Raw genomic sequence first — 26,992 nt, 5'->3', positions numbered from 1 at the left:
AAGTTTCCTGTTTACCTTTTTACTAAGATTACTTCTACTTGTGATTTGGCCGGCGATATGTAATTTATCACTATGAAAACAATACCATGGAGGCCTGCCACAGGTTTTAGAGGATTTAAGGAGAACTGGAAGAGTGATATACTGTCCGGATTTCTGGTTTCACTAATCGCTCTGCCGCTTAGTCTTGGTATTGCAGGTGCAAGCAGTTTTCCTCCCATCATGGGTGTTTTGACGGCTATTGTTGGAGGTATAGTTACGGCGTTTTTAACAAACTCTGAGTTAACAATTAAAGGGCCCGCTGCTGGGCTGGTTGTGATTGTAGCAGGCGCGGTAGATAATTTGGGAAAAGGAAATGCAGCGTTAGGTTGGCATCTTACTCTTGGGGCTATCGTCCTGGCAGGAGTTGTCCAGATTCTGCTGGGTTTGTTTAAGCTGCCGAAATTTGCTGACTTTGTTCCCTTGTCTGTGGTGCATGGTATGCTGGCAGCGGTTGGGATCACAATTATGGCAAAACAGATTCACTTTGCAGTGGGTATTGACCCCGGTGAACTGAAAGGTAAAGAGCCACTGCAGCTAATTGAGATGGTTCCTGGCAGCCTGGCGCACATGGAGTACCATATTGCAATAGTGGGGCTGGTCAGTTTAATGATTATGTTCGGGTGGAAATATCTTTCATTTTCTTACCTGAAAAAAGCACCGCCGGCTTTGGTTGTTTTAATCGTTGCTGTTATACTTGGCCAGTTTTTTCGTTTGTTTGATCCGGCTTACCGTGATTTAAAACCTTTAATTAACCCGGGTGAGTTTACGTTGGCCTACAATGTTGATTTTGGAGGAATGAAAGGAGATTTGCTTCCTGTTTTTTTAAAATATGTTACCATGTTTGCTTTAATTGGAAGTCTTGAATCGTTCCTGACTGTAAAAGCAATCGACCTTTTGGATCCGTTCAAACGCAAAGCTGACCTCAGCCGTGACCTGGCAGCTGTTGGTGCAGGGAATGTGATAGCAGGTATGCTGGGCGGGTTACCAATGATTTCGGAAGTAGCCCGTAGCTCTGCCAATATCAACAATGGCGGTAAAACACGCTGGGCCAATTTATTTCACGGAGTGTGTCTTCTGATATTTGTGGCTGCCCTGTCTCCATTGATTAAAATGGTACCGGTAGCAGCTCTGGCAGCGATGTTGATTTTCGTAGGTTTTCGGCTTGCTTCGCCAACTGAATTTAAAGACATTTATTACATCGGTAAAGAGCAGTTGATTATCTTCCTGGTAACAATACTCGTAACTCTGAGTACTGACTTGCTAATTGGTATTGCAGTTGGTATAATCACCAAAGTAATTATCCAGTTATTCTATGGTGTGAAAATTCCGCACATTTTCTCTCCACAAACAGAAGTGAAGGTGAAGAACGATGTGCGGTACGTATATGTGCCACGTGCAGCCGTTTTTACGAATTATCTGAACCTGAAAGGTATATTGGAAAGTTTGCCAAAAGGCAAAAAAATACATCTTGATTTTTGCGATTCACCGTATGTTGATCACACGGTAATGGAAAATATCACAAGATTTAAAAATGATTATGAATCTTCCGGAGGACAGATGCAAATCCTGGGTTTGGAACATCATAAAGCATTATCTGATCATCCACTGGCGGCTAGAAAAAACCAAAAGCAGGAGGCAGCACTGAGTTAAATTAGATTTAGTTAGATGAGTAGTAAGGAAAAGTGGCTTCCGGTTTTCGGAGGCCAATTTTTTTGTTTTAAGTGCTGGTCAGTCTAATAAATATTGATAACCGTCAGAAAAATCTTATTAAAAAGACAGCAGTTATTTACTGAATTAGGTAAGCAAGTTTGAGTCACTAACAAGGAGTGGACTGTTAACTAAAATCTGTTAACTCATTAGATAAACTCTTCACTTTTAATTCTTCATTCCTAATTTCTCATTCTTAACTTCTTCAACCCGAAAAACAGGAAGCGCATCCGGAAGTTCTGCAACGATATATTCAATCATTTTTTCCCGTACGATGCAGCGCAGGTCGAATGCCTGGGATGAACTTCTGGCGGACATTAGTGCCCTGACAACCATAAATTGTTCCTGCGTGTCGGTGACCTGCAAAGCCCACGAACGGCCATCCCAAAGCGGTGTTTCGAGCAGAACTTCCTGTAATTTATCTCTTAATTTCTGAACTGGCGTGCCATAGTTCAAGTGAAAAAAAGCGGTTCCAATCAGATTGCTTTCATTTCGGGTCCAGTTTTGAAATGGTTTTTCAATGAAGTAGGTAATCGGCAAAACAAGGCGACGTAAGTCCCAGATATTGACAACGACGTAAGTCAGGTTAATCTCTTCTATTCGTCCCCATTCTCCTTCTACGATCACAACGTCGTCGATTTTGATAGGTTGTGTAAAGGCGATCTGAATTCCTGCCAAAAGATTTCCCAGTGACTTCTGAGCTGCAAAACCTATAATTACACTAAAAATACCTGCAGACGTAAGAATTCCAACACCATATTGACGTACGCTATCGAAGCTAAGAAGTAAAATGGATACACCAATAACGATGATCAGAATGATGATGATGCGTTTGATAAACTTGATCTTGGTAAACATACGCCGGGCGTAGTTGTTGTCTTCCGTATCAAAATCAAGCTTTTCGATCAGTACTTTTTCTACAATGACCACGATGCGGGTCATGAGCCAGGTAGTAACGGCAATCAGAGAAACTTTGCTGATCGCGTGAGTCCACTCATAACCTGTGTGAGAAAGTGTAAAAGCCTTCGTAACGGTGGTGGTCAATACCAGCGGAATAAAAAAGTAAAGAACACTGGTCAGGTTTTCGCTGATTGCCCTGATCACTCTCCATTCTTTTTTTACGGCGGTAATCCTGATGAGTTTTATCAATATGGCACTAATTACAAAGCCTACGGCACCTGCAAGTAAAATAATCAGCCAGGGTGTATTTTTGTAATCCAGTGTATCAAGAAAATATTGCATTGATTATTGGTCGGTAAGGCGTGCGACGATCATTCCCGTGTGCTTGGGAACGGACGCAACATACTCTGCGAGAGGTACATTTGAGATAATAACTTTTTTACCTGACAAAGAAGCATGAATCAGATAGGCCCGGCTTCCTACTTTGGTGATAATACCCATGTGGTTGCAATCAAGTCCTTCGACTGAAGAAGTAAAAGCAACAATATCTCCGTCATGCAACATGGGTTCGGCTTTCTGGATTCCGGATTTTGGTATGTAATTATGATCTCTTGAATTTATCAGTTTTTCCTGCTCCCGCACTTTTTCCCAAACTTCGCTTTCTCCCAACGAGGCATATAGATTAGCATGATTGGTCATAAAATTGATCTCCTTGCGAAAAGGAATACCACCTACCTTTGCAGTTATATCTTCCAGTCTGCCGCGTTTCTCGTTTTCATACATCCAATCCAGAACATAATGCAGCCTGGACGCGTAACCATCGATTACTCCGTCCCGGTAGCGTAATTTGGTCAGTTCATTTTTATAACCTTCAAAAGTAGGATTGTCCGTTTTGGCAACGGCCAGCGCGATAGAGCTTTCTACCAGCGTTGTACAATCCAGTCCGTCGAATTTGCAAACAAGCCGTTCCGAAGGGTTTCCCTCCAGAGTACCGCCAACATAAGGTGTCCCCAGGAAAGATTCACTCATCCGGAGCACCTGGGTGCCCATTTCCCCGCTGTCGGGTAAATCCATTTTTTGCGCAAAAACCTTCTGCAGACCAGACTGGGCCATGATGCCATTGGATAGCAGGAGGAGGATATTAAATAGCAAAATTCTGACCATGGACATATTGTTTTTCGGTACGGAGGCTTCTCCGTGTTTCATAACGTTGGAGATATTCATTTCGGTAAACTCTTCAAAACGTAAAAATAACGAGGAATTGGCTATTTTCAAGTTATGCCTGCCGGTTAATAATGGCTTCATGCGTAATGTCATCACTATTTTCCTTTGTTTTAACGGGAAAAAAGAACGCCAGGCCATGGTGAAAAAACTGCCATGAAAGATTTCCAATCAGACTCTTTACTTCACTGAATTTTGCATTCCGGGATTTTAGTGCAAAGGCAATCGACAGCCCGAAACTCACAAGGACGTTCATGATACCAATACAGGTTATACCTATAATGGTATTGATCCAGAGTTCGGTAGATACGTGATTTTCGAGACTGGATACAGCAATTCCGAAATTTCCGGAAGCAAAAGTGATATGCCTGATGTCTAACGGCAGTCCAAACGTAAAGCCTATCGCACTCGTAGATCCCAGAAAAACTCCCAGAAAAAAATTACCAGCCAGCCCGCCAAAATTTCTTTCAAAATAACCTGCAATTCTTGCCAGTTTTACCGGACCAAAAAAGCGGATCAGCTTCGGATGGCTTACAATTCGTAGGGAATATTTGTTATAAATCCACTTGTTTTCATAGTATCCTGATATCAATCCGGAAACCATCAGGTACACGCCGGCCAAAGCAGCATGCGGCAAAGCCAGACTTTCCCATGCATTTAACTCACTGATCAAACGGAAAGCTTTGGCAGGATCGGCGATATGAAAACCGAAGGCATAGAAATAAAGAAGATCGAGTCCGTAGGCAACCGGAAATGCAACAAGCGCATTGCCAACAAGTGAAATAAACTGACTTCGGATAAGCCTGATCAATAACTGGGTTGTTGTATTCAGCCAGTTTGGATTTTCTCCGTTGTTGCTCAGATTAGCTGCAATGGTGGACGCCGTCATCGCGGGCTGCTTGGTGGCCAGCGTAAATCCCAGAAGCAGAATTATGATAAAACCGATTGAGTAATTCAGGCTGTAAAAAAAAGCTTCCCAGAAAATGGGCAGATGCTGGAAATACAATCTCGTCTTGTTCCCGCATAAAAAAGCAACAATTACACCACCGCCCATGGCTTTCGCAAACAAATTCCAGTAAGCCGATTTGTCTGAGGCTATGTAATGTTCCCCGGTTTTAGAGGTATTTTCAATTACCTTAAAAGTCAGTAACTGAAGGTTCGTAGAAAAGTGCTTTCGGAGGCTGTACTTTGTATTTTCGGCATAAACAAATTCTTTTAGCAGCTGTGTAATGATCAGCCACTTTTTATCCCGGTCATTTGTTTCCAGCAATTCCAGCAGCTGCGACAAACGTTTTAAATATTGTTCAAGCTGTCTCACCAGTGAGGTGAGCTGCAGGCTTATCCCAAATACATCCTTGTGTTTATAAATATAACTGATCTGACTGTTGCATTGGCTGATCATCACCAGAATATGCCGGTAATCATTCTCACTCACCGAAGTATATCCTGACGAGTTTAAGGTTTTTTCCACATAAAAAATCACTTCCCTGTTTAAACCTAAAAAAGGAGAGTCAAGATCATCAACACGAGGAATTTTTGAAACAACCTCAGGCTCAATACCCAAAGTTGCTGCCCGCTGGGCAAGTATCAGAATGGAATTAAGAATTTCCTTTTTAATATATTCATCAACGGTGGGGTCAACTTCAGGGAAAATGCCGTCCAGGAATCTGATCCAGTTTTCGTCAGGAATAGCCTTCACCCACTGATAATCCAGGTTATCAGAAAATATATCATCAAATTTTGTTCTTAACTCAGACGGTTCGTTAACCGGCGGCAAAAATTTGAAACTCAATTTAGCCGAAGCATCTGAAAAGAAACCTTTGTTTGAACCTATTTCTGCCTCTGTCAGCAGTGAAACGAATTTGGCCGAAAATAGAATAGAGAGAATTTGTTCTGCAATCAGGTCCTTTTCCCTGCGATCCAGCAGAATGCTGTCTAAAACATCAGCAAACGAACTTTTATTTGATTTTGCCTTCCAACGGTTTCGGATGATCTCAATCAGCTTCCCCACATAATCAATCCGTTCCGGCAGTAATGCATTGTTCATGTATCTTCGTTAAGTGTTGCACTGGGCATGGGGCGTGGCGGCTTGGGAGGGAAACGTTCCCTGTGCCCAAGACGCCCTGCCCCGACGCGCTACTATCTCTCAATGATCTCATACACCACCACCGATAGCGGAGGCAGGTCAAGCGGTATTCCGGCAGAGGTAATTTCTGCTGCCGGAATAGCCTGTGCCATTTTAAACAAAGGAAACACCGGTTTAAGTTTATAAGTACTCGTTCTTTCAAGTTTGAAAGTATTTGTCCAGGCTTCCTGAGGAATTCTCAGACGGGTTTCAAATTTTCTTTCTTTGTCAAAATTGTAGACAAAAAGTAGTTTCTGGTTATCTGTATGACGCACGTAACTGTACAAACGGGTTTTTTCGTAATTAGGGCTCTGCCCATCAACGTTGAAGTATTGCAGATCATAAAAACTTCCGGCGTAAATAGCCTCATTTTCAGTAACCAGCTGGTTTAGGCTTTTGTAATATGCACGAAGGAATTTTTCATCCTCGTTCAGTTTTTCTTCATTGAAATTTCCATTGTTAACCCACTTTTGAAATTCAGGAACACCCCAGTAATCAAAAATGGTCGTTCGGCCATCCTCGCCCTGGAATCCTTCTGATTGTGTCGGGGTTACACCGATTTCCTGGCCAAAGTACAACATCAAAGGTCCGGTTTGAAGCGTCGCGCTTAAAGTCATAGCCGGAATTGCTACCAACGCATCACCTGCAAAATATCTGGATGCAATGCGCTGTTCATCATGATTTTCCAGGAAACGAAGCATCTTGTCACTGATATCACCTGATTCATTTTGCCATAATTGTGTGATATCCTCGGTTGTTCCACGGCCTTCCATCAGCTCCCTCAGCGAATTGTAAAGTCCGACTTTATCATACAGATAATCAAACTTTCCTTTAAAAATGTAGTTGTGATATTCGTATGGATTATAAATCTCCGCTACAAAAATGACATCAGGATTGATCTTTTTTATTTCAGGAATTACCCATCCCCAGAATTCGGCAGGCACCATTTCGGCCATGTCGCAGCGAAAACCGTCAACGCCTTTTTTTACCCAAAAACTAAGAATATCAAACATTTTGACCCAGGTAGAGGGAATCGGATCAAAGTAGGTAGTTTTCCCGTTGAGGTAATCCACACCATAATTCAGCTTAATGGTTTCATACCAGTCGTACTGGCTTGGCTGCGGCTGAAAGACGTCATTTCCCGTTGCTTTTGCCGGACGTTCATAATACGGGCCGGTCACATGCACCGGCGGCTTATGCCCTTCCGGAACGATAAAATCGTGATTCGGGATATAATAAAAGTTATTTTCAGGACTAAATGCGACGGAGGTATCATCATCTTCACCAAAATCTTTTACACCTGATGAACGTACGATCGAATGATATTGGCGGGCTACATGATTGGGTATAAAATCAATCAGTAATTTGAGTTTTTGTTGGTGTGTCCTTTCAACGAGTGCTTCGAATTCCTGCATACGATCGGAAACATCCACAGCCAGATCAGGATCCACATCATAATAATCTTTCACTGCATAGGGTGAACCTGCAATGCCTTTTACGATCAGTGGATGGTCATTTGGAATGCCGTAGTTGGTGTAGTCAGTAAGGGTAGCGTGTTTCAAAACTCCCGTGTACCAGACATGCGTTATGCCAAAGTCCCGAAGCGCTGTCAGTGCGGTATCCGTTATATCGTTAAATTTTCCGCAGCCGTTTTCTTCAATCGTTCCGTAACATTTATTGGTCGTGTTCTGATTGCCAAACAGTCGGGTAAAAATCTGGTAGACAATGAATTTATCCTTATTAATCGGGGTATCCGCCATTTTAGTCTTTAAAGTTATTTCTGATGATTTATTAATCGTCAAAGCAGTTTTTATAATCGAAATTCAGTTGTTCGCCAGTTTACTAACTGTCAGGTACTGTGCTGGATCTTCATTTCTAAAAGCAAAGAGGCTATAACCATGAAGCCTGTTTCTTTCGTTCCTATTATTTTTACTATTTTGCAAGATATTAAATTTGAAATGATATGCCCTTAATAAAAGCTTGCCTTTTTGATCTGGACGGAGTTATAGTAGATACAGCGCGGTTTCATTACATAGCATGGCGTCAGCTGGCAAACGATCTCGGGTTTGATTTAACAGAACAGGAAAACGAACAATTAAAGGGAATCAGCCGCATGGAATCGCTGGAAATAATTCTGGGGATAGGAGGAGTGGAGCTCAGTGAAGATGAGAAATTATCCCGTGCAGCAGAAAAAAATACCAGATATCTCGCACTTTGCCAGCAAATGACTCCAGACGATACACTGCCGGGCGTCAGAGCATTTTTGGATGAACTAAAAGTTGCATCTATGGGAATTGGGCTCGGTTCAGCCAGTAAAAATGCAAAGATTATCCTGGAACGGATTGATATGCTTTCCTACTTTCAAACCATTGTGGATGGCAACAGAATCACCAAAGGTAAGCCGGATCCGCAGGTTTTTCTGATGGGAGCAGATGATCTTGATACTTTACCGGAAAACTGCGTCGTATTTGAAGATGCGGTGGCGGGAATTCAGTCAGCAAAATCGGCAGGAATGTTCGCTGTAGGTATCGGAGAAAAGTCGGTTCTGGCAGAAGCAGATTTTGTAGTGCCCGGATTTAATGACTTTCATCTCGCTGATCTTGTAGCTGCTTCCGAAAGTACGGTTCAATAAGTTTTCCAAAATATTTGAATTAGAAAATATCGTCATCTCCTGCTAACGAACGATAGCTAAAAGAAATGAAAAATTACATTACCCACGACGAATGGTGTATTGTGGAAGATGGTTTCCACGCTGCTAATAACGAAATTACAGAAAGTCTGATGAGTGTCGGAAATGGCCGCATGGGCCAGAGAGGTAACTTTGAAGAAACTTATACAGGAAAAACGCTGCCTGGTAATTATGTTGCCGGCGTTTATTTTCCGGACAAAACAAGAGTAGGGTGGTGGAAAAACGGTTATCCGAATTATTTTGCCAAAGTGCTCAATGCCTGTAACTGGGTTGGAATCCATGTTAAAATCGGAGATGAAGTTTTGGACCTGAACACTTGTTTGGTTGAAGACTTTCGTCGTGTGCTGAACATGAAAGAAGGCGTTTTGGAAAGAATTGCTACGGTGGCCCTGCCAGGCGGAAGACGTCTTAAAATTCATTCAAAACGTTTTTGCAGTATGTCGGATGACCAGGCAGGTGCAATCCGTTACAGCCTCACGCCCCTTGATTTTACAGACACTTTTGTCATCACGCCTTTTCTGGACGGAAACATCCGCAACCGGGATTCGAACTATGATGAAACATTCTGGAATGAAATCCACAAAGAAACCAGTTTTTCGGAGGGCTATCTTGTTCTGGAAACCAAAGAGAATCCTTATGGTGTGGAACAATTTCAGGTTGCTACGGGAATGGCATTCGACATGCGGATCAACGATCTGAAAACCGACTACCAGTCATTACCTGTCAGACAGGAAAAATATGTGGCCGGCACGGTCAGTCTGGAAGTGCCGGAAGGAAAAGAACTGGTTGTTTACAAATACGGGGTTAACCTTTCTTCGACAAATTATCCTGTCGATACGTTACTGGAAGAATCAAAAAAATATCTGGGCGGAATTTACCAAAAGGGTTTCGACTTGCTGCTTTCCGAGCACATTCAGGCATGGGCGGAAAAGTGGGAGAAAAATGACATTACGATTGAGGGGGATATCGCCGCGCAGCAGGGAATCAGATTTAATATTTTTCACCTCGGTCAAACCTACACCGGGGAGGATGAACGATTAAATATTGGTCCGAAGGGTTTCACGGGTGAAAAATATGGCGGAAGTACCTACTGGGACACGGAGGCTTATTGTATTCCATTTTATCTGGCTACGGCAGAACAGAAAGTTGCCCGTAATCTGCTGATTTACCGTTACAAACATCTGCCTAAAGCAATTGAAAATGCAGAGAAACTGGGTTTTTCCAACGGTGCTGCACTTTATCCGATGGTGACGATGAATGGGGAGGAATGCCATAACGAATGGGAAATCACCTTTGAAGAAATTCACAGGAACGGAGCAATTGCATTTGCTATTTATGACTACACCAGATATACCGGCGATGAAAATTACTTATCTGAATATGGTTTGGAAGTCCTGATTGGTATTTCGAGGTTTTGGAAACAGCGGATTAACTGGTCGGCGGCGCAGGGGAAATATGTAATGCTGGGTGTAACCGGGCCTAATGAGTATGAAAACAACGTAAACAACAATTGGTACACCAATTACCTCGCGTGCTGGACGCTGAAATACACACTCGATGTCATCGGTAAATTGTGGGTTTCAAATTCAAGCCGACTTAACGAGATTATTATCAAAACACATTTTGACCTCAATGGTGAAATGGGTGACTGGAAGCATATTGTAGAAAATATGTATTATCCCTACGATGATGCCCGACGGGTTTATCTTCAGCAGCAGGGTTTTCTGGATAAGGAAATTTTAACGGTTTATGACATTGCAGACCAGCGGCCGATTAATCAGAACTGGTCCTGGGACCGGATACTGAGATCATGTTTTATTAAGCAAGCCGACGTTCTCCAGGGATTATATTTGTTTGAAGACGAGTTTAAAACAGATGATATCAAGCGTAATTTTGAGTTTTATGAACCCATGACGGTACATGAATCGTCTCTTTCCCCCTGTGTCCACTCTATTCTTGCTGCGAAAATCGGATTGAAGGATAAAGCTTACGAAATGTATTTACGGACGGCACGACTTGATCTTGATGATTACAATAATGATACGGAAGATGGTTTACATATCACATCTATGGCAGGAACGTGGATGAGCGTGGTAAAAGGATTTGCCGGACAAAGGGTGAAAGACGGATTTTTATACCTGACACCTTATGTACCGGAACAATGGGATTCGTATTCTTTCAGGATCGGGTTTCAGGGAGCATTGCTAAAAGTTGAGGTAAATAAGGACGGTGTTGTTATCGAAAATATTTCTGATACCGACGTCACGATTTTCCTGCATGGAGAACGGTATTTTGTTGCAGCGAATGCTTCGGTTCAAAAGTAGCTTTTAATGTTTCAGGTAAAAGTTATATTTCGGGGTGAAATTTTAACCGTTAACAAAAAAAGGATTGACTTTCCTTTTGATTCGTAGTAAGTTAGTAATTAGGCCGTCTACAGATACCGTCTTGAACAATTACAGGTCATTCAATATCATCTTGTTATTTATATTGACGCTGGGCGTAATCCGGCCGGCGTCAGCTCAGGATTTTAGCGAATGCCAAAAGCTGGTTAAAGAACTTTTGCCTGTTTTTAATCGCTCATTTGAAGAAAATAATCCTGCACTTATACGTGAAGAATCCTATCAGCGGACACTCCACCAGCTTCAGGCCGCTTATGTAAAATACAACAAAGAAGCATTTGCACCTGCTGATTCTGTGCAGAGGATGAATAATGAGGCTGTGATGCTGGCCTTGTCAGGAAACTACCGCAGGGCGCTTCATATTATGGAAGGGCTGGAACTTTCCGGTGACCCTCAGCTGCAATATAATCGCGGACTATTTAATCTCCTGTCTGGCTTATATCCCGCTGCCCGAAATGATTTTTCAAACGCACCTTCCGGCTCTCAGGCCAATCTAAACATGTTGTTTTCTTACGCCAGGCAGAAAAAATACGCGGAGGGGAAAGATTTTGCCGCTACTTCCTCGGGAAAAAATTCTGGCGGGAAATGGAATTATAATATCGGTATGATCCACAAGTTTAATGGTGAATACGAGGAAGCAGTAAACGAGATTACTACGGCCATCAAGCAAAAGGATGACGTGATGGCATACCGGCTCCAGCGCGGCGATATCCTGATGCGGACAGGAAATCAGAAAAAGGCGGTAAAGGATTTTGAAAAGGAGGCCCGCAGGCACCTGAAAGCGCAGATACGTTATGCGAATGCTTTGCTGTCGATCAACCAGTTTAGCCAGGCAAGGGCAGTCTTTGAAAACTACCTTGAAAGTAATGACAGGACATTTCGGGGAGATGCATATCTGGGGATAGCGCACGCCTGTTACGGACTAAAACAAATTCCGGAAGCGCAGCGCTATTACCGGCTTGCGTCTACTTTAAAACGGGAAATACCTGCACTGCAATCCGGAATTGGAAATACCCATCTTTCCAAGCATGAATATCAGTTTGCTTTTAATCTTTTTGATCGTGTTCTGAAAAAGGACACTTCTTATCTGCCAGCTTATCTGGGCCGTGCAGTGGCTCATTATGGCATGGGGAAATATGATCTTGCTCTAAAGGATTTTAAGAAGGCCGAAAAAGCGCTGGATGAAAATAACAGGTTTCATGCGGATCTCTTTGTCACCAAAGCATTTTCAGAATATTATTTAAATAAAAGTAAGGAAGCTCAGGAAGATTTCGCCCGGGCCATCCGGCTGGATCCGGCGAGGTATGAAGCACTTGCAGGAATGAGCAGCATCATGATCGACCAGAAACGTTTTTCGGAAGCGGGTCAGTTTCTGGCGAAGGCGCTGCAGTACGAGCAAACATACGACAAAATGTGGAGCAATTACGGAAACCTGCTCATTCATTTCGATATGTTTAATAAAGGTTACCAGGTTTTCAAAAAAGCGGTTTCGTTAAATCCGGAAAATATAAACGCACAAAACGGCTGGGGAATCGTGTTGCTTGAAAATGATCAGCTCGATCGCTCCATGGCGTTGTTTGACAGTTTGGTAAAGGAAAAACCTGAGTTGCCATTTTTGCATAATAACCACGGGATCATTCAGGCGTATATCGGAAACAGGCATGAGCAAAAGCGCCAGATTAATGAAGCAAATGCACGTTACGAAGGTTCTTTCGCAGATTTTAAAAAGGCGATGGATGTAGCGCCTGCAAGAAAATTCTACAATGTGAATCAGGGAAATGTTTACCGTTACTGGCAGCAGTATGATGAGGCTAAACTAAGTTATCAGTCATACCAGGATAAAAGTGCACTGAATAACACAGCAGTGATGTATGCAGGACAGGATAAAATCAAGGATGCAAAATATTACCTGGGAGTTGCCATACAGATCGATTCGCTGCATAGGGTATTTCAGTATAACATGACCATACTGGCGAAAGGGAAACAGAAAGAGATGATGCGCCTTGTGGCGTCGGCAGGAGATACCGGGCCTTATTCAGATATTGGAATCAAATATAGCAGAGATGGCTTTGTTACCATTTATCTGTATGATTATGAATACGATAAATTAACTTTCCCGGGAAGACATTATATGCCGCTTCCGGTGGCTGAGTATAATGAAGATTACTTTATCCCAGAATATGATTTCAAATTAGCTGTTTACGGAAAGAAGAAGAAGTCAACAAATAAAATAAAAAAGCCAAAGTATAAAAGTCAGAAAGTAAAAATGCCCGGCGGGAAAAGTATGTCGGGTACCAAATGCCCCGTGTTTTGAAGTCAAATGAGAACAATTACAACCAGAAGCTCTTTTTCTGGGTAAGAACCTCTACGTATATGCGGAAACGGGTTTTGTCTGCTTGCGCCTAAGATATCGCCTGACCGGTAAATATATTTTGAACTTCCACAAAGCTAATCGGCTTATCCAGAAAAAAATCTGCGCCGCGTTTGAATGCTTCTTCTCTTAAATTCGTCATTGCACTCATCATCACCACTCTTATTCCATTATTTTTTTCGCCAAAGCTTTTTATGCCTTCTATTTCATTAATACCTTTACCATCAGGCAGATTATTGTCGATAAATACCCAGTCAGGAATCATTTGTTTTACACAAATGATTCCTTCATTCAGCGAAGTGACGACTTTAATTGTAGCTGGTGTATCGGAATTTAATTGCTTAGCCAGAAAATTGCGCATCAGTATTCCCAAGTCTCTCTCATCTTCAATAATTACAATTGTCATGGTCGCATTTTAAATAATGTACTCATTTAATCCGAAGGGTATGGTTTGACACCAAAATAGATATAATTAAAATAAAATAACCTTGCCATCTTTTTGCTAAATTACAGTAAGGATGATAATATTTTTCCTGATGCAAGTTGGTGTAGATTAAAATTGCTAATCTGATGTAGAATGATCTCCCAATAATTCTCTAAAAGCGAAAAATTGTTTACAGAATTTATTTTATAAGACATGAGGGTATTTGAAATTATGCTACTTAAACAGTTGACTATTTGTATGTTATTACAGGTTTGAATAGGTGGTCTGTCACTGGTACAGGTTTTTACGGAACGCAATAAAATATTTATTCAATTAATCATCGCAAATTATGGCAACTAATAAAGCACTTTGGGGAATTGTAACAGCAGCGGCTGTTGGAGCGGTAATAGGTTTACTTTTTGCTCCGGACGAAGGAAACAAAACAAGAAAAAAAATCAAGAAAAAAACCAATAGCCTGGCAAGTGATCTGATCGATGCTTTGGAAAAAAGCAAAGAGAAAGCTGCATCTGCCGCCGGTACTATTAAGGAGAAAGGCCAGCAATATAAGGACGAAGCCATTGACACTGCTGAACAGTATGTGGATGATGCCAATGAGGAAATAGAAAAATACAGGTAGGTCAGGCGATGATGCGCAAATAAGTAATCTCTTTTATAAGGTAAAACATGAAGAGTGTAAGAGAAAAAACAGGGACGGATTTTCAGAGAGGATCGAACCTGAACAGCACGGCAGATTATATAAAAAATATGATTTCGAAAAAATCCGGCGCGGCGGCAGAAAAAGGGCTTAGCTACAGTGTAAGCTCTGTTTTGGCCAGAACAGCCCTAAAAAGACTTCCACCGCCGCTTAATTTCGTAGCGCCTCTGATTGCTGAAAAGCTGATTTTGACTTACGGGGTAGATGGTGGAAGGGAAGTACTATTAAAAGGATTAAAATGGATCAAAAAGGTAACAGATGAAAAGCCGGTTCAGCCTGTACAAATCATCTGACATTAAACAGGGAGTGTGGCGGTGTGAAGCCAGAACCTCTGAATATTCATCACAGCTTCTTTTAACCCTTCGTAACTGGAGGGTTTTATTATATAACAGTTTGCCCCAAGCTGATAAGCAGCATTAACATCATCCGGTGCATTGGAAGTGCTGAAAATGATAATAGGTATTGCGTTCCAGACCAAATTGCCTCTTAACATCTGCAGCACTTCCCTTCCGTCTCTTTTGGGCATGTTTAGATCAAGAAGAATCAGAAGGGGACTGATGTCATTGTCTGTATCGGTAAGGTAATTCACAAGTTGCTCCCCATCTTCAAAAAAGACTACCGGATTTGGAATGCCATTATCCTCAAAGGCGGCCTGTACAAGAAAACGATCATCGGCATCATCATCAGCCATCAGAATTTGCCGGTTAACCATGCGTTTATTATGAAGTTTTAGAGGTGAATTAACGAATCGGTTCATTGAAGAAGCGATTCTGCTGGCAAATATATGGAAAAACTGGCTCCTTCACCTTCCGTGCTTTCCGCAAAAATATAACCGTTGTGATTAGAAACTACCCTTTTGCATATTGCAAGCCCAATACCGGTTCCCTCAAATTTGTTCCGGTCGTGTAGTCTTTGAAAAATCACAAATATTTTATCTGCAAATTCTTTTCTGAACCCAATACCGTTATCCATAATTTTAATCTTATGAAACTGAATATCCCGGTGGGCCGGCGTTACATTTGGGATAATATCACCCTCAACCACCCGATGCGTAAGTCGTATTACAGGTCTCTGTTCCTGTTTTCGATATTTGATTGAGTTGGAAAGCAGGTTCTGGAAAAGTTGTACAATTTGGCTTGGATATACTTCCACAACAGGCAATACTTCGCTGTGAATAACCGCTTTGTACTCCTGAATCATTTCTGACAAATTTGCTTTCGCATCCGCCAGTAAGTTAGATAAATTCACTTTTTTTGGTTTTGAACCTGCATTTACTGTACGTGAGAAGGCCAGTAAATCGTTAATCAGCGACTGCATGCGCTGTGATGAACTATCAATTCTCGTCAGCATCTGATAAACATCTTCTGAAATCTCGTTCCGGTATTTGATGATTATACGGTCAGCAAAAGAACGTATCTTACGCAGAGGTTCCTGCATGTCATGAGAAGCAACGTAGGCAAACTGTTCCAGTTCGCTGTTAGAACGGTTAAGGTTTTCTATTTTGTTTTCAAGTTCAACGCGATACAACTTATTGCGGCTCAGTTCCCGGTCCAGCAGAATAAATGCTGAGGATAAAAATATGATTGCCACCAGCATGATAATCCAGTTATACCTAAAAATCTGGCGACTGTAATTGTCACGGCTTTGCTCCTGGTTGGTCAGAAGTTTATTTTCCGTGCCGGTTATTTCAGAAAGCAGTTTTCGGATCGTGACCACATCCCTGGTTGTTGTCTTATAAGCCGTATTAAAGCCGGCAGGATCCGTTTTATAACTTCCTGGTCTAAGTAAAATGGCGTATTGTTTATAAAATTTTTTTAACTCATCTTCTAACGTATCAATCCGCTTTTTTTGGGAAGCGTTGTCTGAGGCGAGGGTATCGAGATTACGGACTATCGAAGGAAGCCTGTCAAGCGCGGCAAGGGATTTGTTTATATATGTGGTGTCTTTTAAAAACAGGTAACTATTTGTCAAAAAAGTTACCTCATAAAGTCCCGAAGAAGTCTCTTTCAGAGCTGTAATTACCTTTTGTGTTCGGTTAACTTTCTCAGAAAAATAGACAAGTTCCTTGTTAATCGTATGGTAACTGTATGAAAGACCAATAATTAACAAAAGCGAAGTTCCCAAAAGAAATCGTATAAACCACGATAGTTTTTGTTCGGTGATTGATCTGATTAAACGCATTAACGGTGTCGGCTCGTGAGTTTGCTGTTGAAAGATAAAGATCTACATTCTGAAAATTATACTCAGTTTGTGGAATTAACTACGCAATGTTAGATAAAAAGACTGAGCTCTTGAGATAGATAGGATAAAGAGTATTAAATTTAAGGATATAAGCGGTCAAATGTAAATTACGGCCATATTTGATGATTTTTAGGTTACACACAAAAATATACACGCTTTCAGTTTCAATCGAATCATTAAGAGAATTTTAATTTTACCCTTGATTGCAAGATGCAAAGACAAACGCAGACGCAAAGACAGACTTTAAAATATTCTCCATTGCAAATTCAAATGCTCAATCTTTTGCATTTGACTACAATGGAATTAGAGCAAAGAATAAAAGAGGAGCTTGAGGAGAATCCTATTTTAGAAGAAGGTAAGGAAGAAAATACAACCGAAGAATCCGCGGATGAATTCGGTGATCCTGCGGACACCGCAGGTGGTGATACCGATTCCGGAAATGTTCAGGACTATTACGACTGGGACGAATTCAGAGATGATGATGTTCCTGACTATAAAACCTACGCTAATAATCAATCTGCTGACAATGAGTTGTATACCCGCCCGATGGTGGAGTCTATCGGTTTCAGGGATGACCTTAAACAGCAGGTTCATTTTCTTCGTCTTGATGAAAGACAGCAACTGATCGCCGACTTTATTCTTGACTCATTGGACGAAGACGGATTTTTGAGAAGGGAAAGCGAAGTAATTGCGGATGATATTTCATTTGCCAACAGCATGTTCATCGATACCGAGGAGGTGATGCAGATGCTAAAAGTCATTCAGCAGCTTGATCCTCCTGGTATAGCAGCCCGCGATTTGAGAGAATGTCTGCAGATTCAGCTTAACCGGATGGAAAATCAGGGTGAAGTGTGGAAATGCGCCAGCCGGATCGTTAACGATACATTTGATGAACTGGGCTCACGTAATTATGACAAAATAATGCGCGTGCTTGGCATGGATGAAGAGTGTTTAAAAACGGCGATACAGCTTATCACAACACTTAATCCAAAACCTGCATCAGGTTTAAGAAATGATACACTGGTAAATGAAAGCATCAAGCCCGACTTTATGCTGAGGTATACTGAGGATGGTGAAATTGAGGTGCAGCTTACCTGGGGAAACAGCCCCGCGCTGAAACTTAACAAACTGTTCACGGAAATGGCTGAAAAGAAAAATGACAAAGCCACAAATCAGTTTCTGAAAAATAAGATGAATTCGGCGAAGTGGTTTATCGATGCAATCAAGCAAAGAGAAAACACGATGCTCAACACGCTACGTGCAATTGTAAAACTTCAATACGATTATTTCCAGACCGGCGATATCAAGAAGTTACGCCCGATGATCCTGAAAGACGTAGCAGAAATTATCTTCATGGATATTTCTACCGTTTCGAGGGTAACGACCAACAAATATGTACAGACTCCTTTTGGGATTGTTTTGCTGAAAGATCTGTTTACAGAAGGAGTTACAAACGAAGATGGAACGGAAGTGTCGAACCGGGAGATTCAGGAGGCAATCCGTGAAATTGTTGAGGTTGAAGATAAAAGACATCCATATAATGATCAGCAAATCACTGATTTACTGTCAGGAAAAGGATATTCGGTAGCCCGTCGGACCGTTGCAAAATATCGGGAACAGTTAAATATCCCAACTGCAAGATTAAGAGTAACTATTTAAGTAAATAAAGCCCTGGAACCTGGCATGAAAAAAATTGTAGTTGTTGATGATGAAGCGGATATCTGCTTTTTGTTGAAGAGATTTTTGTCCAAAAATGATTTTATTGTTGAGACTGCACAAAACGGTAAGGACGGATTGGCGTTGATAGAAGCAATTTCACCTGATCTTGTTATGACCGATTTTCGGTTGGGGGATATCACAGGAACTGAGCTTTTAACTGCTATCAAATCAAAACGTCCTAATGTACCGGTATTGATCATTACAGGTTATTCCGATATAAAAATTGCGGTTAATGTAATGAAATTGGGGGCTTATGATTATATCACCAAGCCGCTCTTTCCTGATGAAATTTTAGTGACCGTGAAAAAGGCCATTGCCGATGCGGAATCATCTAAAAATGAACAGACGGAATATGTTACAGCCGAAATAAGTGATAATCCTGCCGCTCCGGTAAAACCTGCACGGAGAGGTTACTCAAAATCCAAGGCGGGTTATGTCATGGGGCAAAGTGACGTTTCTGACAATCTTTTCAAACAGGTTGATCTGGTTGCACCTACTAATTTCAGTGTAATCATTTACGGTGAAAGCGGTTCCGGTAAGGAAGCCATCGCTCAGGAAATTCATAACCGGTCTAAACGTAAAGACATGCCGTTTGTGGCAATGGATTGCGGTGCAATTTCGAAAGAACTTGCGGGAAGTGAATTGTTTGGTCATGAAAAAGGATCATTTACAGGAGCTTTACAAACTAAAATCGGTCATTTTGAGATGGCAAACGGCGGAACTTTGTTTTTGGATGAGGTATCCAATTTGTCCTACGAAATCCAGGTTGCACTTTTGCGAGTGGTCCAGGAACGTAAGATGAGAAGGATCGGTGGTTCCAAAGAAATTGATCTGGATGTAAGGATTATCGTTGCCAGTAACGAAAGGCTGCTGGAATCTGCTAAAAACGGCAAGTTCAGAGAAGACTTGTATTACCGTTTTAATGAGTTCACAATTGAAGTTCCTGCCCTTCGTAACCGGAAAGACGACCTGGTACTTTTTGCCAACACTTTTCTTGAATCCACGAATGCAGAGCTTAACAAGAATGTCAAAGGATTTTCGGAAGAAGTTATGGATGATTTCCTTAACTATTCATGGCCGGGTAACCTGCGTGAGCTGAAAAATGTCATCAAACGCTCGACCCTTCTTTCAGACGGGGATTTGATTGAAGAAAAATCGCTTCCTTTTGAGATAGTAAATTACCGGAAATTAAAAGATCTGGATGACGAACCTGTTGCTGCACCGGTATCTTCTGTGGTCAACCCGGTAGAAGTTGTGGATGGGGACGATTCAAAACCAAGTCTTAAAACCGTTGCCAATGAAGCGGAATACGATATGATCATGCAGGTGCTTCGTGATGTTAATTTCAATAAAAGTAAAGCAGCCCGTCTTTTAAATATTGACAGGAAAACGCTTTACAACAAAATGAAGCAATTTGATATCTAGGATTTTTAAATTGCCTTGTTTGAATTTTGGTGATACATGTAGCATATTCTGATGAACAGTAAACTTATAAGCGTACTTCTTGTCGATGATGACGAGGATGATTATTTTCTTACCCGTGAGTATTTTCAGGACCTTGTGAACTGGAAATTCAATATCACCTGGTGCTCTACTTACAGAGATGCGGTGTTCCAGATAAAAAATAACAGGTACGACTTATATCTTTTCGATTACTTATTGGGAGAAAATACCGGAATTGACCTCATCGAAGAATCCTGTGGCGTTGAGTGCGAGGAACCCATTATATTACTTACCGGAAAGGGCGATACCAAAATTGCGGTTGAAGCCCTGCGATTGGGAGCGGCCGATTATCTTATCAAGAGCGAACTGGACTCTGAGAAGCTTGAAAGAAGTATTCGTTATGCCCTCGAAAGAACCTCGGTTTTAAAAGCACTAAAACATAGCGAGAGAAGATACAGAAGGGTTTTTGAAGAATCGAATGACTTTCTTTTCATCAGCGATCTGGATGGTAATATTTTAGACTTCAACACTTCCGCCTGTGAATTAACGGGGTATTCGCCTGATGAAATCAAGTTAAAAAGAATACCGGACCTCATAGAAGAGCCCAATTTTGAAGCACAGTGGTCCGGTATACGGGACCGTACCATACACGATTTTGAGGTGCGTTTGGTTACCAAAGACAGCGATAAAAAGTACTGCCTTTTTTCTGCTTCTGTTGAGGTAGATGAGCAAAATTTATATGTTCAGGGTCGTATACATGACATGACTGCCCGAAAACAGTCGGAAAGAGAACGTCTGTTTTCAGAGAAAATGGCAGTTACCGGTCGTCTGGTGCGGATGCTTGCTCATGAGGTGAGAAACCCGCTCACGAACGTAAATCTTTCTGCCGAACAGCTGGAAATGGAACTGGTGGATGAGGATCAGAAGTTTTACACACAAATTATAAAACGGAACTGTAACCGGATCAACGATCTGATCACACAGCTTTTGCAGCCATCGAGTTCAGCTGATATTGAGTTGGTCGAGAGCTCGATCAATAAAGTCCTTGATGAAGCAATTGCCACTGCCTACGACCGTGTTCAGCTAAAAAGAATACAGATTGTCAGTCAGTATAGCGAAGAGAATTTCAGCCTTCCGTTGGATACTGTCTCATTGCAAATGGCTTTTCTTAACCTGATTACCAATGCGATAGAAGCAATGGAAGAGGACAAAGGCATTCTTCGCATCAGTACAAGAAGCCTTGGCGATTCTTTCCAGGTAATATTTGCCGACAATGGTTCAGGAATCAGTGAAGAGAACATGGATAAGATCTTTGAACCCTATTTCACAGGCAAAAATAACGGGATGGGAATAGGTCTTGCCACAACCATGAGCATTATACACGCCCACCACGCCCGTATCGACGTCCAGTCGGAACTGGGTGTCGGAACTTCATTTACAATCAGCTTCCCGGGTAAGTGAGCCAGTTGAAGTGTTGTTGGCAATTATTTAACTTTGTTGGGATGTTTTTCTGACCGGCTTTTGTATTTTAGCAAAATAAATACCTCATCTCAACAATGGAAGCTTTGGTTCAATTTTGAGTTACTAAGCTTTTTTCCATGAAGTTTGTTTTACTGCTATTTTTTCTCCCCCTGCCAGTCTCAGGCTGGTGTCAAAATTATATTCTTCCATATGGAGAATATATGGACACCACCATGCAAATCAACCCTAAATGCCATCAGGTTTATCCGGTTTTTTATTATCAGGTCAAAACTAAATACCCTGTAAGCACGATGACGCTCCTTGCTGATGTAAAAACGTTTATGCAAATGCGGGGGAGTAAATATGCCGGTACTGGTTACATCACTTTACGGTTTCTGGTAGATTGTGAAGGGATCATTCACAAAATAAGAGTATTACAAACCGATGATAACTATCAGAGCTATCGTTTTGATAAAAAACTCGTTAACGACCTTAACGACTACATTCATACACTGGATCGTTGGGAGAAAGGGCTTTCTGCCTACCAATTGGAAAACGTCAATTATATAGCTTATCTGTCCTTTAAGATCAAAAATGGCGAAGTTGTTAACGTTATTCATTAGTCTCTCGCTGGTTGTATCAGTTCAGGCACAATCAGTCGATTGTTCTTCCAAAGCTGTGCAGGATAGTTTGTTTGAAATCTATTCTAAAAAGGCACGTGCTTACGGTTTCCTTCATCCCGGCTGGGATCAGACCTATGATAGTTTACTTGCTATATGTCCCAATATTGCAGAAGCCTATCAGGAAAAGGGTATCCCTCATGTTGCAAACGGGAATTATGAAAAGGCCTATGAGTACAATAATAAGGCAGTTGAGCTTGATCCGCATCGCTGGACTCCCTACCGCGGATATTTAAACTGCATTTATACCAAAAACTACGAAAAGGCAATTACCGATTTTGAAGCGGCGGAAAAACTAACACCAAACGCCTTCATTCTGGATCATTCTTTTTCATTTTATATAGCTTTAAGTTACATGGAATCGGGCCAATACGACAAAGCCGAGACCTATTTTCTTAAAGATATCGCGCAGCAAAAGAGGGGAGAAGGCAAGAATGATATTCATTTCAATTCGCTGCTTTACTTTGGCATTTTATATTACCTGATGAATGAATTTGACATGGCTCAAAAATACCTGCGTGATTGTCTGGTTTTGTATCCGCAGCAACCCATGGCCAATTACTACATGGCAATGACCTTAAAGGTGTTGGGGAACAATCAGAAAGATATTTACTTCGAAAAAGCGAAACAGTATATGCTGGAAGGTTACAGGCTCAATGAGCCTAATTCATTGTATGTAAACTATCCGCGTCAGATCACGATGTTTGAAATAGAGCAGCGGTAAATTTTCATCCGGACCATTGCCACGGTGTGTATGGCCCAGGCGTAATGATAAATATCGAAACTTATCATTGTGTCATGAAGTCAATCTTTACATTTCTAGCAATTATTGTCTTTTTTAGTGCAGCCTACTCACAGGAAAATGCAGACTATTACCGTCCGGTTTTTCCCAGGCCTGTCGGTGTTAAACAATTCAACGCCGGGTCTCTTTTGAAAACCCTGGGTGATGTAAAAATCATAAACAGATGGTATGCGGGCGCCAGCGGTTTTATACGGACGGACAAAAACAGGATCACAAACTCACTGGAAGGTCTTGCTGCCACTGATTCTCCTGAGGCTTATGGCTGGAGTGTTGCTGCGGGCTGGGTAAGCCACGAGCAATGGGCTGTTGAAGCCGAGTATGCCAGATCGCCCATTCATAATGTACTGATATTAAACGGAGATAATTCGTTGTCTTATAAATTCGCCAACGATAAGAACAGTTTGATCTTACGCGGTAAACGCAGGCTTTTGTTTGGAAAACCCTCTCTGCGCCGTTCGGCATTCTGGCTGAGTGGAGGGATAGGTCTGGTGCCTAATTCCGGAAAACAAAAAGATTATTGGGAATTTGAAGGTTTTCGTGGGCGCGGGAGACGGAATGGCGTTGATACACTTTTTATAACGAGTGAAACCAGGACAAACACAAAATTTACCGGTTTGGCGGAAGCCTCTGCCGAGTACATTGTTAAAATCTCAAAAGGAATCGATCTGGCTTTTTTTGGAAGAAAACAGTGGGGTTTGGGAAATTCTCTGGAAACGAATCTGGTGTATTACGTCAATCACCAGGAAACACAATCCGCTAAAATAACGGGAGATGGCAGCGGGTGGAACTTAGGGATTTCACTGCGTTACAACATACATATTGGCTATGATTATGCAAAACTGAATGTCAATTCAAGAAGAGACAGAAATCCGGACGGCCTTTAAACGTAAACAAACTGCCCTTCCGGGCAAGGCAGTTTGTTTACGTCGTGTTAATTTATGTCAGAACTTTTTTCTTCCTGTTAAAGAATCCGTAGATAATCGGGAAGATCATCAATGTTAAAATTGTCGCTGTTATTAATCCGCCGATCACCACTATGGCAAGAGGCTTCTGTGTTTCTGATCCAATCCCTGTAGATGTCGCAGCTGGAAGCAAACCAATTGCGGCCATCAGCGCCGTCATGATTACAGGACGAATTCGTGACTTAACTCCTTCTTTTATAGCTTCATCCAGTGGCATTCTTGCGGCCAGGTTTTTATTGAATACAGATATCAGGATCACCCCGTTTTGAACGCATAAGCCAAACAAGGCAATAAAACCGACACCAGCCGAAATTCCGAAGTTCATGTTTGTGGCGTGAAGTGCAAGAATGCCGCCAATCAACGCAAAAGGTACGTTGACTAAAACCAATCCCGCATCTTTGGCATTGCTGAACATAATAAAGAGCAGAATAAAAATACCGATCAGACTGATGGGAACAACCTGCCCAAGACGGGCTGTCGCACGAACCTGATTTTCGAACTCTCCTGACCAGTTTACCGAATATCCTTTTGGAAGAGACTTCAGCAATGGTTTTACCCGGTTCTGCGCATCGGCAATGGTACTTCCAAGGTCACGTTCGCGAACGGAAAATTTTACACCAATAAAACGCTTGTTATTATCGCGGTAAACAAAGGCAGGCCCGGTTACCGTTCTGATGGTAGAAATTTCTTTCAAAGGTATTTTGCCGCCCGTCAGCGTCGGAACCATCAGCTGCTGAATGTCATCAACGCTCCGGCGATATTGTTCTTCATAGCGAAGACGGATATCGAATTTGCGCTCGCCTTCGTAAAGGATAGATGCTGTTTTCCCCCCGATAGCCATTTCAATTACTGCCTGTACGTCGGCGGTACTCACGCCGTACTGGGCCATTTTATGATCATGCAAAATCACACTTACTTCGGGCTGGCCTATATTTCTTAGAATCCCAACATCTTTGATTCCCGGGACGCCTTTAATCGCTTCCAGAACCTGATTGGCTTTGGTATTAAGCGTTTCCAGATCGTCTCCGTAAATTTTAACGGCATTACTTGCATTCATACCGGCAACCGCTTCTGCCACGTTATCGATAATTGGCTGGGAATAATTGTAGTTAATGCCCTGGAACTCTTTCAGCTTGGTATCCATTTCCTCAATCAGCTGATCCTGCGTGATGTTTCTTTTCCATTCATCTTTTGGTTTTAAATTAACCTGCATTTGTACATAGTAAAAACCGGATGGATCAGTTCCGTCATTGGAACGTCCCGTTTGGGATAAAACACCATTAACTTCCGGAAACTCATTTAACTTGGTACGAAGTACTGTCACCATTTTGATGGTTTCGTTCAAAGAACTGCTCATCGGCATTTTAGCTTCAACCCAAAGTGCACCTTCATTTAAAGTTGGAAGGAATTCCGTACCCAGTAAAGTGGATGAAAAAAGACTTAGTCCAAGAAAAACGGAAGCGAAAAGTATGCTGATTTTTTTGTGCCCGTAACACCACTCAAAACCATTGATTACAATCTTGTCAAAAAATCTGACTATGGGATTACTCTTCTCACGGACATTTTTATTTAACAAAAATGAACAAAGAACCGGCACCAGTGTGAGTGTGTAAAGTAGCGCTCCCAGCAAGGCAAAACCCAGTGTGTAGGCGAGAGGGGTAAACATTTTCCCCTCCACTTTTTGGAAACTGAAAATCGGGATAAGAGCTGTTATGATAATCAGTTTTGAGAAAAAGATTGCTTTACCTAGTTCTCCACCGGTTTTTTTGATCAAACCCAGTTTCGAGAGCTTGTTAAAACGATCCATTCCGTTTCGGTGCGCAAGATGATCGAGCGCCACAAAAATTCCCTCAACCATTACCACGGCTCCGTCAATGATGATCCCGAAGTCAATCGCCCCCATCGATAGTAAGTTGGCCGACATTCCTTTTAGTTTCAAACACGTAAAGGCAAACAGCAGCGCAAGCGGGATAATGATCGATACAATCACCGTCGTACGCCAGTCGGCCATGAAAAGAAATACGATAACGGTTACCAGCACAATTCCTTCAACAAGGTTGTGTTTTACCGTATGCGCACAAAATTCGATCAGGTTATCCCGGTCGTAAAAGGTCACCATTTTTACATCCGGAGGAAGAATTTTGGTATTCAGTTCTTCAACTTTATCCTTTATGCGAGCCAGCACTTCACTTGGGTTTTCGCCTTTTCGCTGTACCACAATTCCTTCAACAACGTCGTCGTTTTCATCGAGCCCAACCTGGCCCACGCGTGGCATGTCCGACTCCTTCACTGCCGCCACATCCCGCACCAGAACAGGATTATCTTTTACATATTCTACAATGATATTTTCAATGTCAGGAATAGAATTAAGCAGACCGATTCCCCTAACAACATAAGCCTGGCCATTTTTTTCGATCACGTCACCACCTACATTGACATTGCTTTTGGTAACTGCCTGGTATACTTCAAGTGGTGTGATATTGTATTTAACCAGTTTGGTCGGATTAACCTGAACTTCATAGATTTTCTCTCTTCCACCAAAGGCAACCACATCGGCCACACCGGGAATACTGCGCAGCTGGCGGTCAATTACCCAGCTTTGTAGCGTCAGTAGTTCACGGCTGTCACGATCTTTGCTTTTTAGTGTATATCTGAAAATTTCTCCCGTAGGTCCGTATGGCGGCTGAACGTCAGGTTCTACGCCTTCTGGAAGTGAGATATTCCGGAGCTGATTATTCACCTGCTGTCTGGCAAAAAAGTCTTCGACATTATCGTCAAAAATGATCTTGATAATACTTAAACCAAACATGGTTGTACTCCGGACATTGGTTTTTTGTTGTACAGAGTTCATCGCCACTTCAATTGGTACGGTTACGAATCGTTCTATCTCTTCAGCGCTGCGGCCGTTCCATTGGGTTACAATGATGATCTGCGTATTGGTAACGTCCGGAAATGCTTCCAGAGGGGTGCTTTGATAGCTGACAACACCTGCAACGATCAGCAAGCCTGTCATAAAGAAAATGAAAAATCGGTTTTTAAGAGAAAAACCAACAATTCCCCGAATGAATTTATTCATAAATAATAATGATAGAAT

20 protein-coding genes are annotated in these 26,992 nt (G+C 41.9%); 12 read left to right on the top strand and 8 right to left on the bottom strand.

Annotated features, from left to right (window positions below):
- The first annotated feature begins 72 nt into the window (after positions 1-72).
- Entirely contained in the window at positions 73-1,689 is a 1,617-nt protein-coding gene (locus E0F88_RS09915; protein ID WP_131958076.1) for a SulP family inorganic anion transporter, read from the top strand.
- A gap of 225 nt (positions 1,690-1,914) precedes the next feature.
- On the opposite strand, the gene E0F88_RS09910 is transcribed toward E0F88_RS09915, so the two are convergent.
- From E0F88_RS09910 to E0F88_RS09895, 4 genes are all read right to left on the bottom strand, one after another.
- The gene (locus tag E0F88_RS09910) at positions 1,915-2,988 is read right to left on the bottom strand and encodes a mechanosensitive ion channel family protein (RefSeq protein ID WP_131958075.1); all 1,074 of its coding nucleotides are present in this window, start codon (positions 2,986-2,988) and stop codon (positions 1,915-1,917) included.
- Positions 2,989-2,991: 3 nt separating this feature from the next.
- Positions 2,992-3,921 carry an N-acetylmuramoyl-L-alanine amidase-like domain-containing protein gene (locus E0F88_RS09905; protein ID WP_229213721.1) on the bottom strand — a complete coding sequence of 310 codons (930 nt, stop codon included), beginning with the start codon at positions 3,919-3,921 and terminating at the stop codon, positions 2,992-2,994.
- A 1-nt stretch (position 3,922) separates the two neighbouring features.
- The gene (locus E0F88_RS09900) at positions 3,923-5,914 is read right to left on the bottom strand and encodes a transporter-like protein (protein WP_131958074.1); all 1,992 of its coding nucleotides are present in this window, start codon (positions 5,912-5,914) and stop codon (positions 3,923-3,925) included.
- 92 nt (positions 5,915-6,006) lie between these two features.
- Positions 6,007-7,752 (bottom strand): alpha-amylase family protein, encoded by a 1,746-nt coding sequence (locus E0F88_RS09895; RefSeq protein WP_131958073.1) that lies wholly within the window; start codon positions 7,750-7,752, stop codon positions 6,007-6,009.
- Between the two features lie 203 nt (positions 7,753-7,955).
- Here E0F88_RS09895 and pgmB point away from each other — a divergent pair, with 203 nt between their 5' ends.
- The 3 genes from pgmB to E0F88_RS09880 all read left to right on the top strand — a co-directional run bounded on the left by pgmB (position 7,956) and on the right by E0F88_RS09880 (position 13,394).
- Positions 7,956-8,624, top strand: coding sequence for a beta-phosphoglucomutase (gene pgmB, locus E0F88_RS09890; protein ID WP_131958072.1), 669 nt, complete (start codon positions 7,956-7,958; stop codon positions 8,622-8,624).
- A gap of 65 nt (positions 8,625-8,689) precedes the next feature.
- The gene (locus tag E0F88_RS09885) at positions 8,690-11,005 is read left to right on the top strand and encodes a glycoside hydrolase family 65 protein (RefSeq protein ID WP_131958071.1); all 2,316 of its coding nucleotides are present in this window, start codon (positions 8,690-8,692) and stop codon (positions 11,003-11,005) included.
- A gap of 151 nt (positions 11,006-11,156) precedes the next feature.
- On the top strand, positions 11,157-13,394 hold the full coding sequence (locus E0F88_RS09880) for a tetratricopeptide repeat protein (protein WP_229213720.1): 2,238 nt from the start codon (positions 11,157-11,159) through the stop codon (positions 13,392-13,394).
- An 88-nt stretch (positions 13,395-13,482) separates the two neighbouring features.
- Here the strand turns inward: E0F88_RS09880 and E0F88_RS09875 are convergent, their stop codons facing one another.
- Positions 13,483-13,857, bottom strand: a complete 375-nt coding sequence (locus E0F88_RS09875) for a response regulator (RefSeq protein ID WP_131958069.1) — start codon at positions 13,855-13,857, stop codon at positions 13,483-13,485.
- Between the two features lie 367 nt (positions 13,858-14,224).
- On the opposite strand from E0F88_RS09875, the gene E0F88_RS09870 reads away from it, so the two are divergent.
- On the top strand, positions 14,225-14,512 hold the full coding sequence (locus E0F88_RS09870) for a YtxH domain-containing protein (protein ID WP_131958068.1): 288 nt from the start codon (positions 14,225-14,227) through the stop codon (positions 14,510-14,512).
- 47 nt (positions 14,513-14,559) lie between these two features.
- Positions 14,560-14,883 (top strand): hypothetical protein, encoded by a 324-nt coding sequence (locus tag E0F88_RS09865; RefSeq protein ID WP_131958067.1) that lies wholly within the window; start codon positions 14,560-14,562, stop codon positions 14,881-14,883.
- Positions 14,884-14,885: 2 nt separating this feature from the next.
- Here E0F88_RS09865 and E0F88_RS09860 read toward each other — a convergent pair whose 3' ends face one another.
- Positions 14,886-15,347 carry a response regulator gene (locus E0F88_RS09860; RefSeq protein ID WP_220466262.1) on the bottom strand — a complete coding sequence of 154 codons (462 nt, stop codon included), beginning with the start codon at positions 15,345-15,347 and terminating at the stop codon, positions 14,886-14,888.
- Complete coding sequence (locus tag E0F88_RS09855; RefSeq protein WP_131958066.1) at positions 15,344-16,771, bottom strand: ATP-binding protein; 1,428 nt, start codon at positions 16,769-16,771, stop codon at positions 15,344-15,346. The genes E0F88_RS09860 and E0F88_RS09855 overlap by 4 nt, the downstream gene beginning before the upstream one ends.
- A gap of 270 nt (positions 16,772-17,041) precedes the next feature.
- On the opposite strand from E0F88_RS09855, the gene rpoN reads away from it, so the two are divergent.
- The 6 genes from rpoN to E0F88_RS09825 all read left to right on the top strand — a co-directional run bounded on the left by rpoN (position 17,042) and on the right by E0F88_RS09825 (position 23,820).
- Positions 17,042-18,490 (top strand): RNA polymerase factor sigma-54, encoded by a 1,449-nt coding sequence (gene rpoN, locus E0F88_RS09850; RefSeq protein ID WP_131958065.1) that lies wholly within the window; start codon positions 17,042-17,044, stop codon positions 18,488-18,490.
- Between the two features lie 24 nt (positions 18,491-18,514).
- Positions 18,515-19,975: a sigma-54-dependent transcriptional regulator gene (locus E0F88_RS09845; protein WP_131958064.1), complete on the top strand. Its 1,461-nt coding sequence runs from the start codon at positions 18,515-18,517 to the stop codon at positions 19,973-19,975.
- Positions 19,976-20,026: 51 nt separating this feature from the next.
- Positions 20,027-21,454: a hybrid sensor histidine kinase/response regulator gene (locus E0F88_RS09840; RefSeq protein ID WP_131958063.1), complete on the top strand. Its 1,428-nt coding sequence runs from the start codon at positions 20,027-20,029 to the stop codon at positions 21,452-21,454.
- A gap of 137 nt (positions 21,455-21,591) precedes the next feature.
- A complete protein-coding gene (locus E0F88_RS09835) occupies positions 21,592-22,077 on the top strand; it encodes a hypothetical protein (protein ID WP_131958062.1) in 486 nt (161 codons plus the stop codon).
- A complete protein-coding gene (locus E0F88_RS09830; protein WP_131958061.1) occupies positions 22,049-22,858 on the top strand; it encodes a tetratricopeptide repeat protein in 810 nt (269 codons plus the stop codon). Before E0F88_RS09835 ends, E0F88_RS09830 begins: the two co-directional genes overlap by 29 nt.
- Positions 22,859-22,932: 74 nt before the next feature.
- Positions 22,933-23,820, top strand: a complete 888-nt coding sequence (locus tag E0F88_RS09825) for a hypothetical protein (protein WP_131958060.1) — start codon at positions 22,933-22,935, stop codon at positions 23,818-23,820.
- 52 nt (positions 23,821-23,872) lie between these two features.
- Here E0F88_RS09825 and E0F88_RS09820 read toward each other — a convergent pair whose 3' ends face one another.
- Positions 23,873-26,974 carry an efflux RND transporter permease subunit gene (locus E0F88_RS09820; protein WP_131958059.1) on the bottom strand — a complete coding sequence of 1,034 codons (3,102 nt, stop codon included), beginning with the start codon at positions 26,972-26,974 and terminating at the stop codon, positions 23,873-23,875.
- Between the last annotated feature and the right edge of the window lie 18 nt (positions 26,975-26,992).

The sequence above is a fragment of the Dyadobacter psychrotolerans genome (assembly GCF_004349265.1).
GTDB lineage: Bacteria > Bacteroidota > Bacteroidia > Cytophagales > Spirosomataceae > Dyadobacter > Dyadobacter psychrotolerans.
This window is presented reverse-complemented; position numbering and strand designations above follow the sequence as displayed.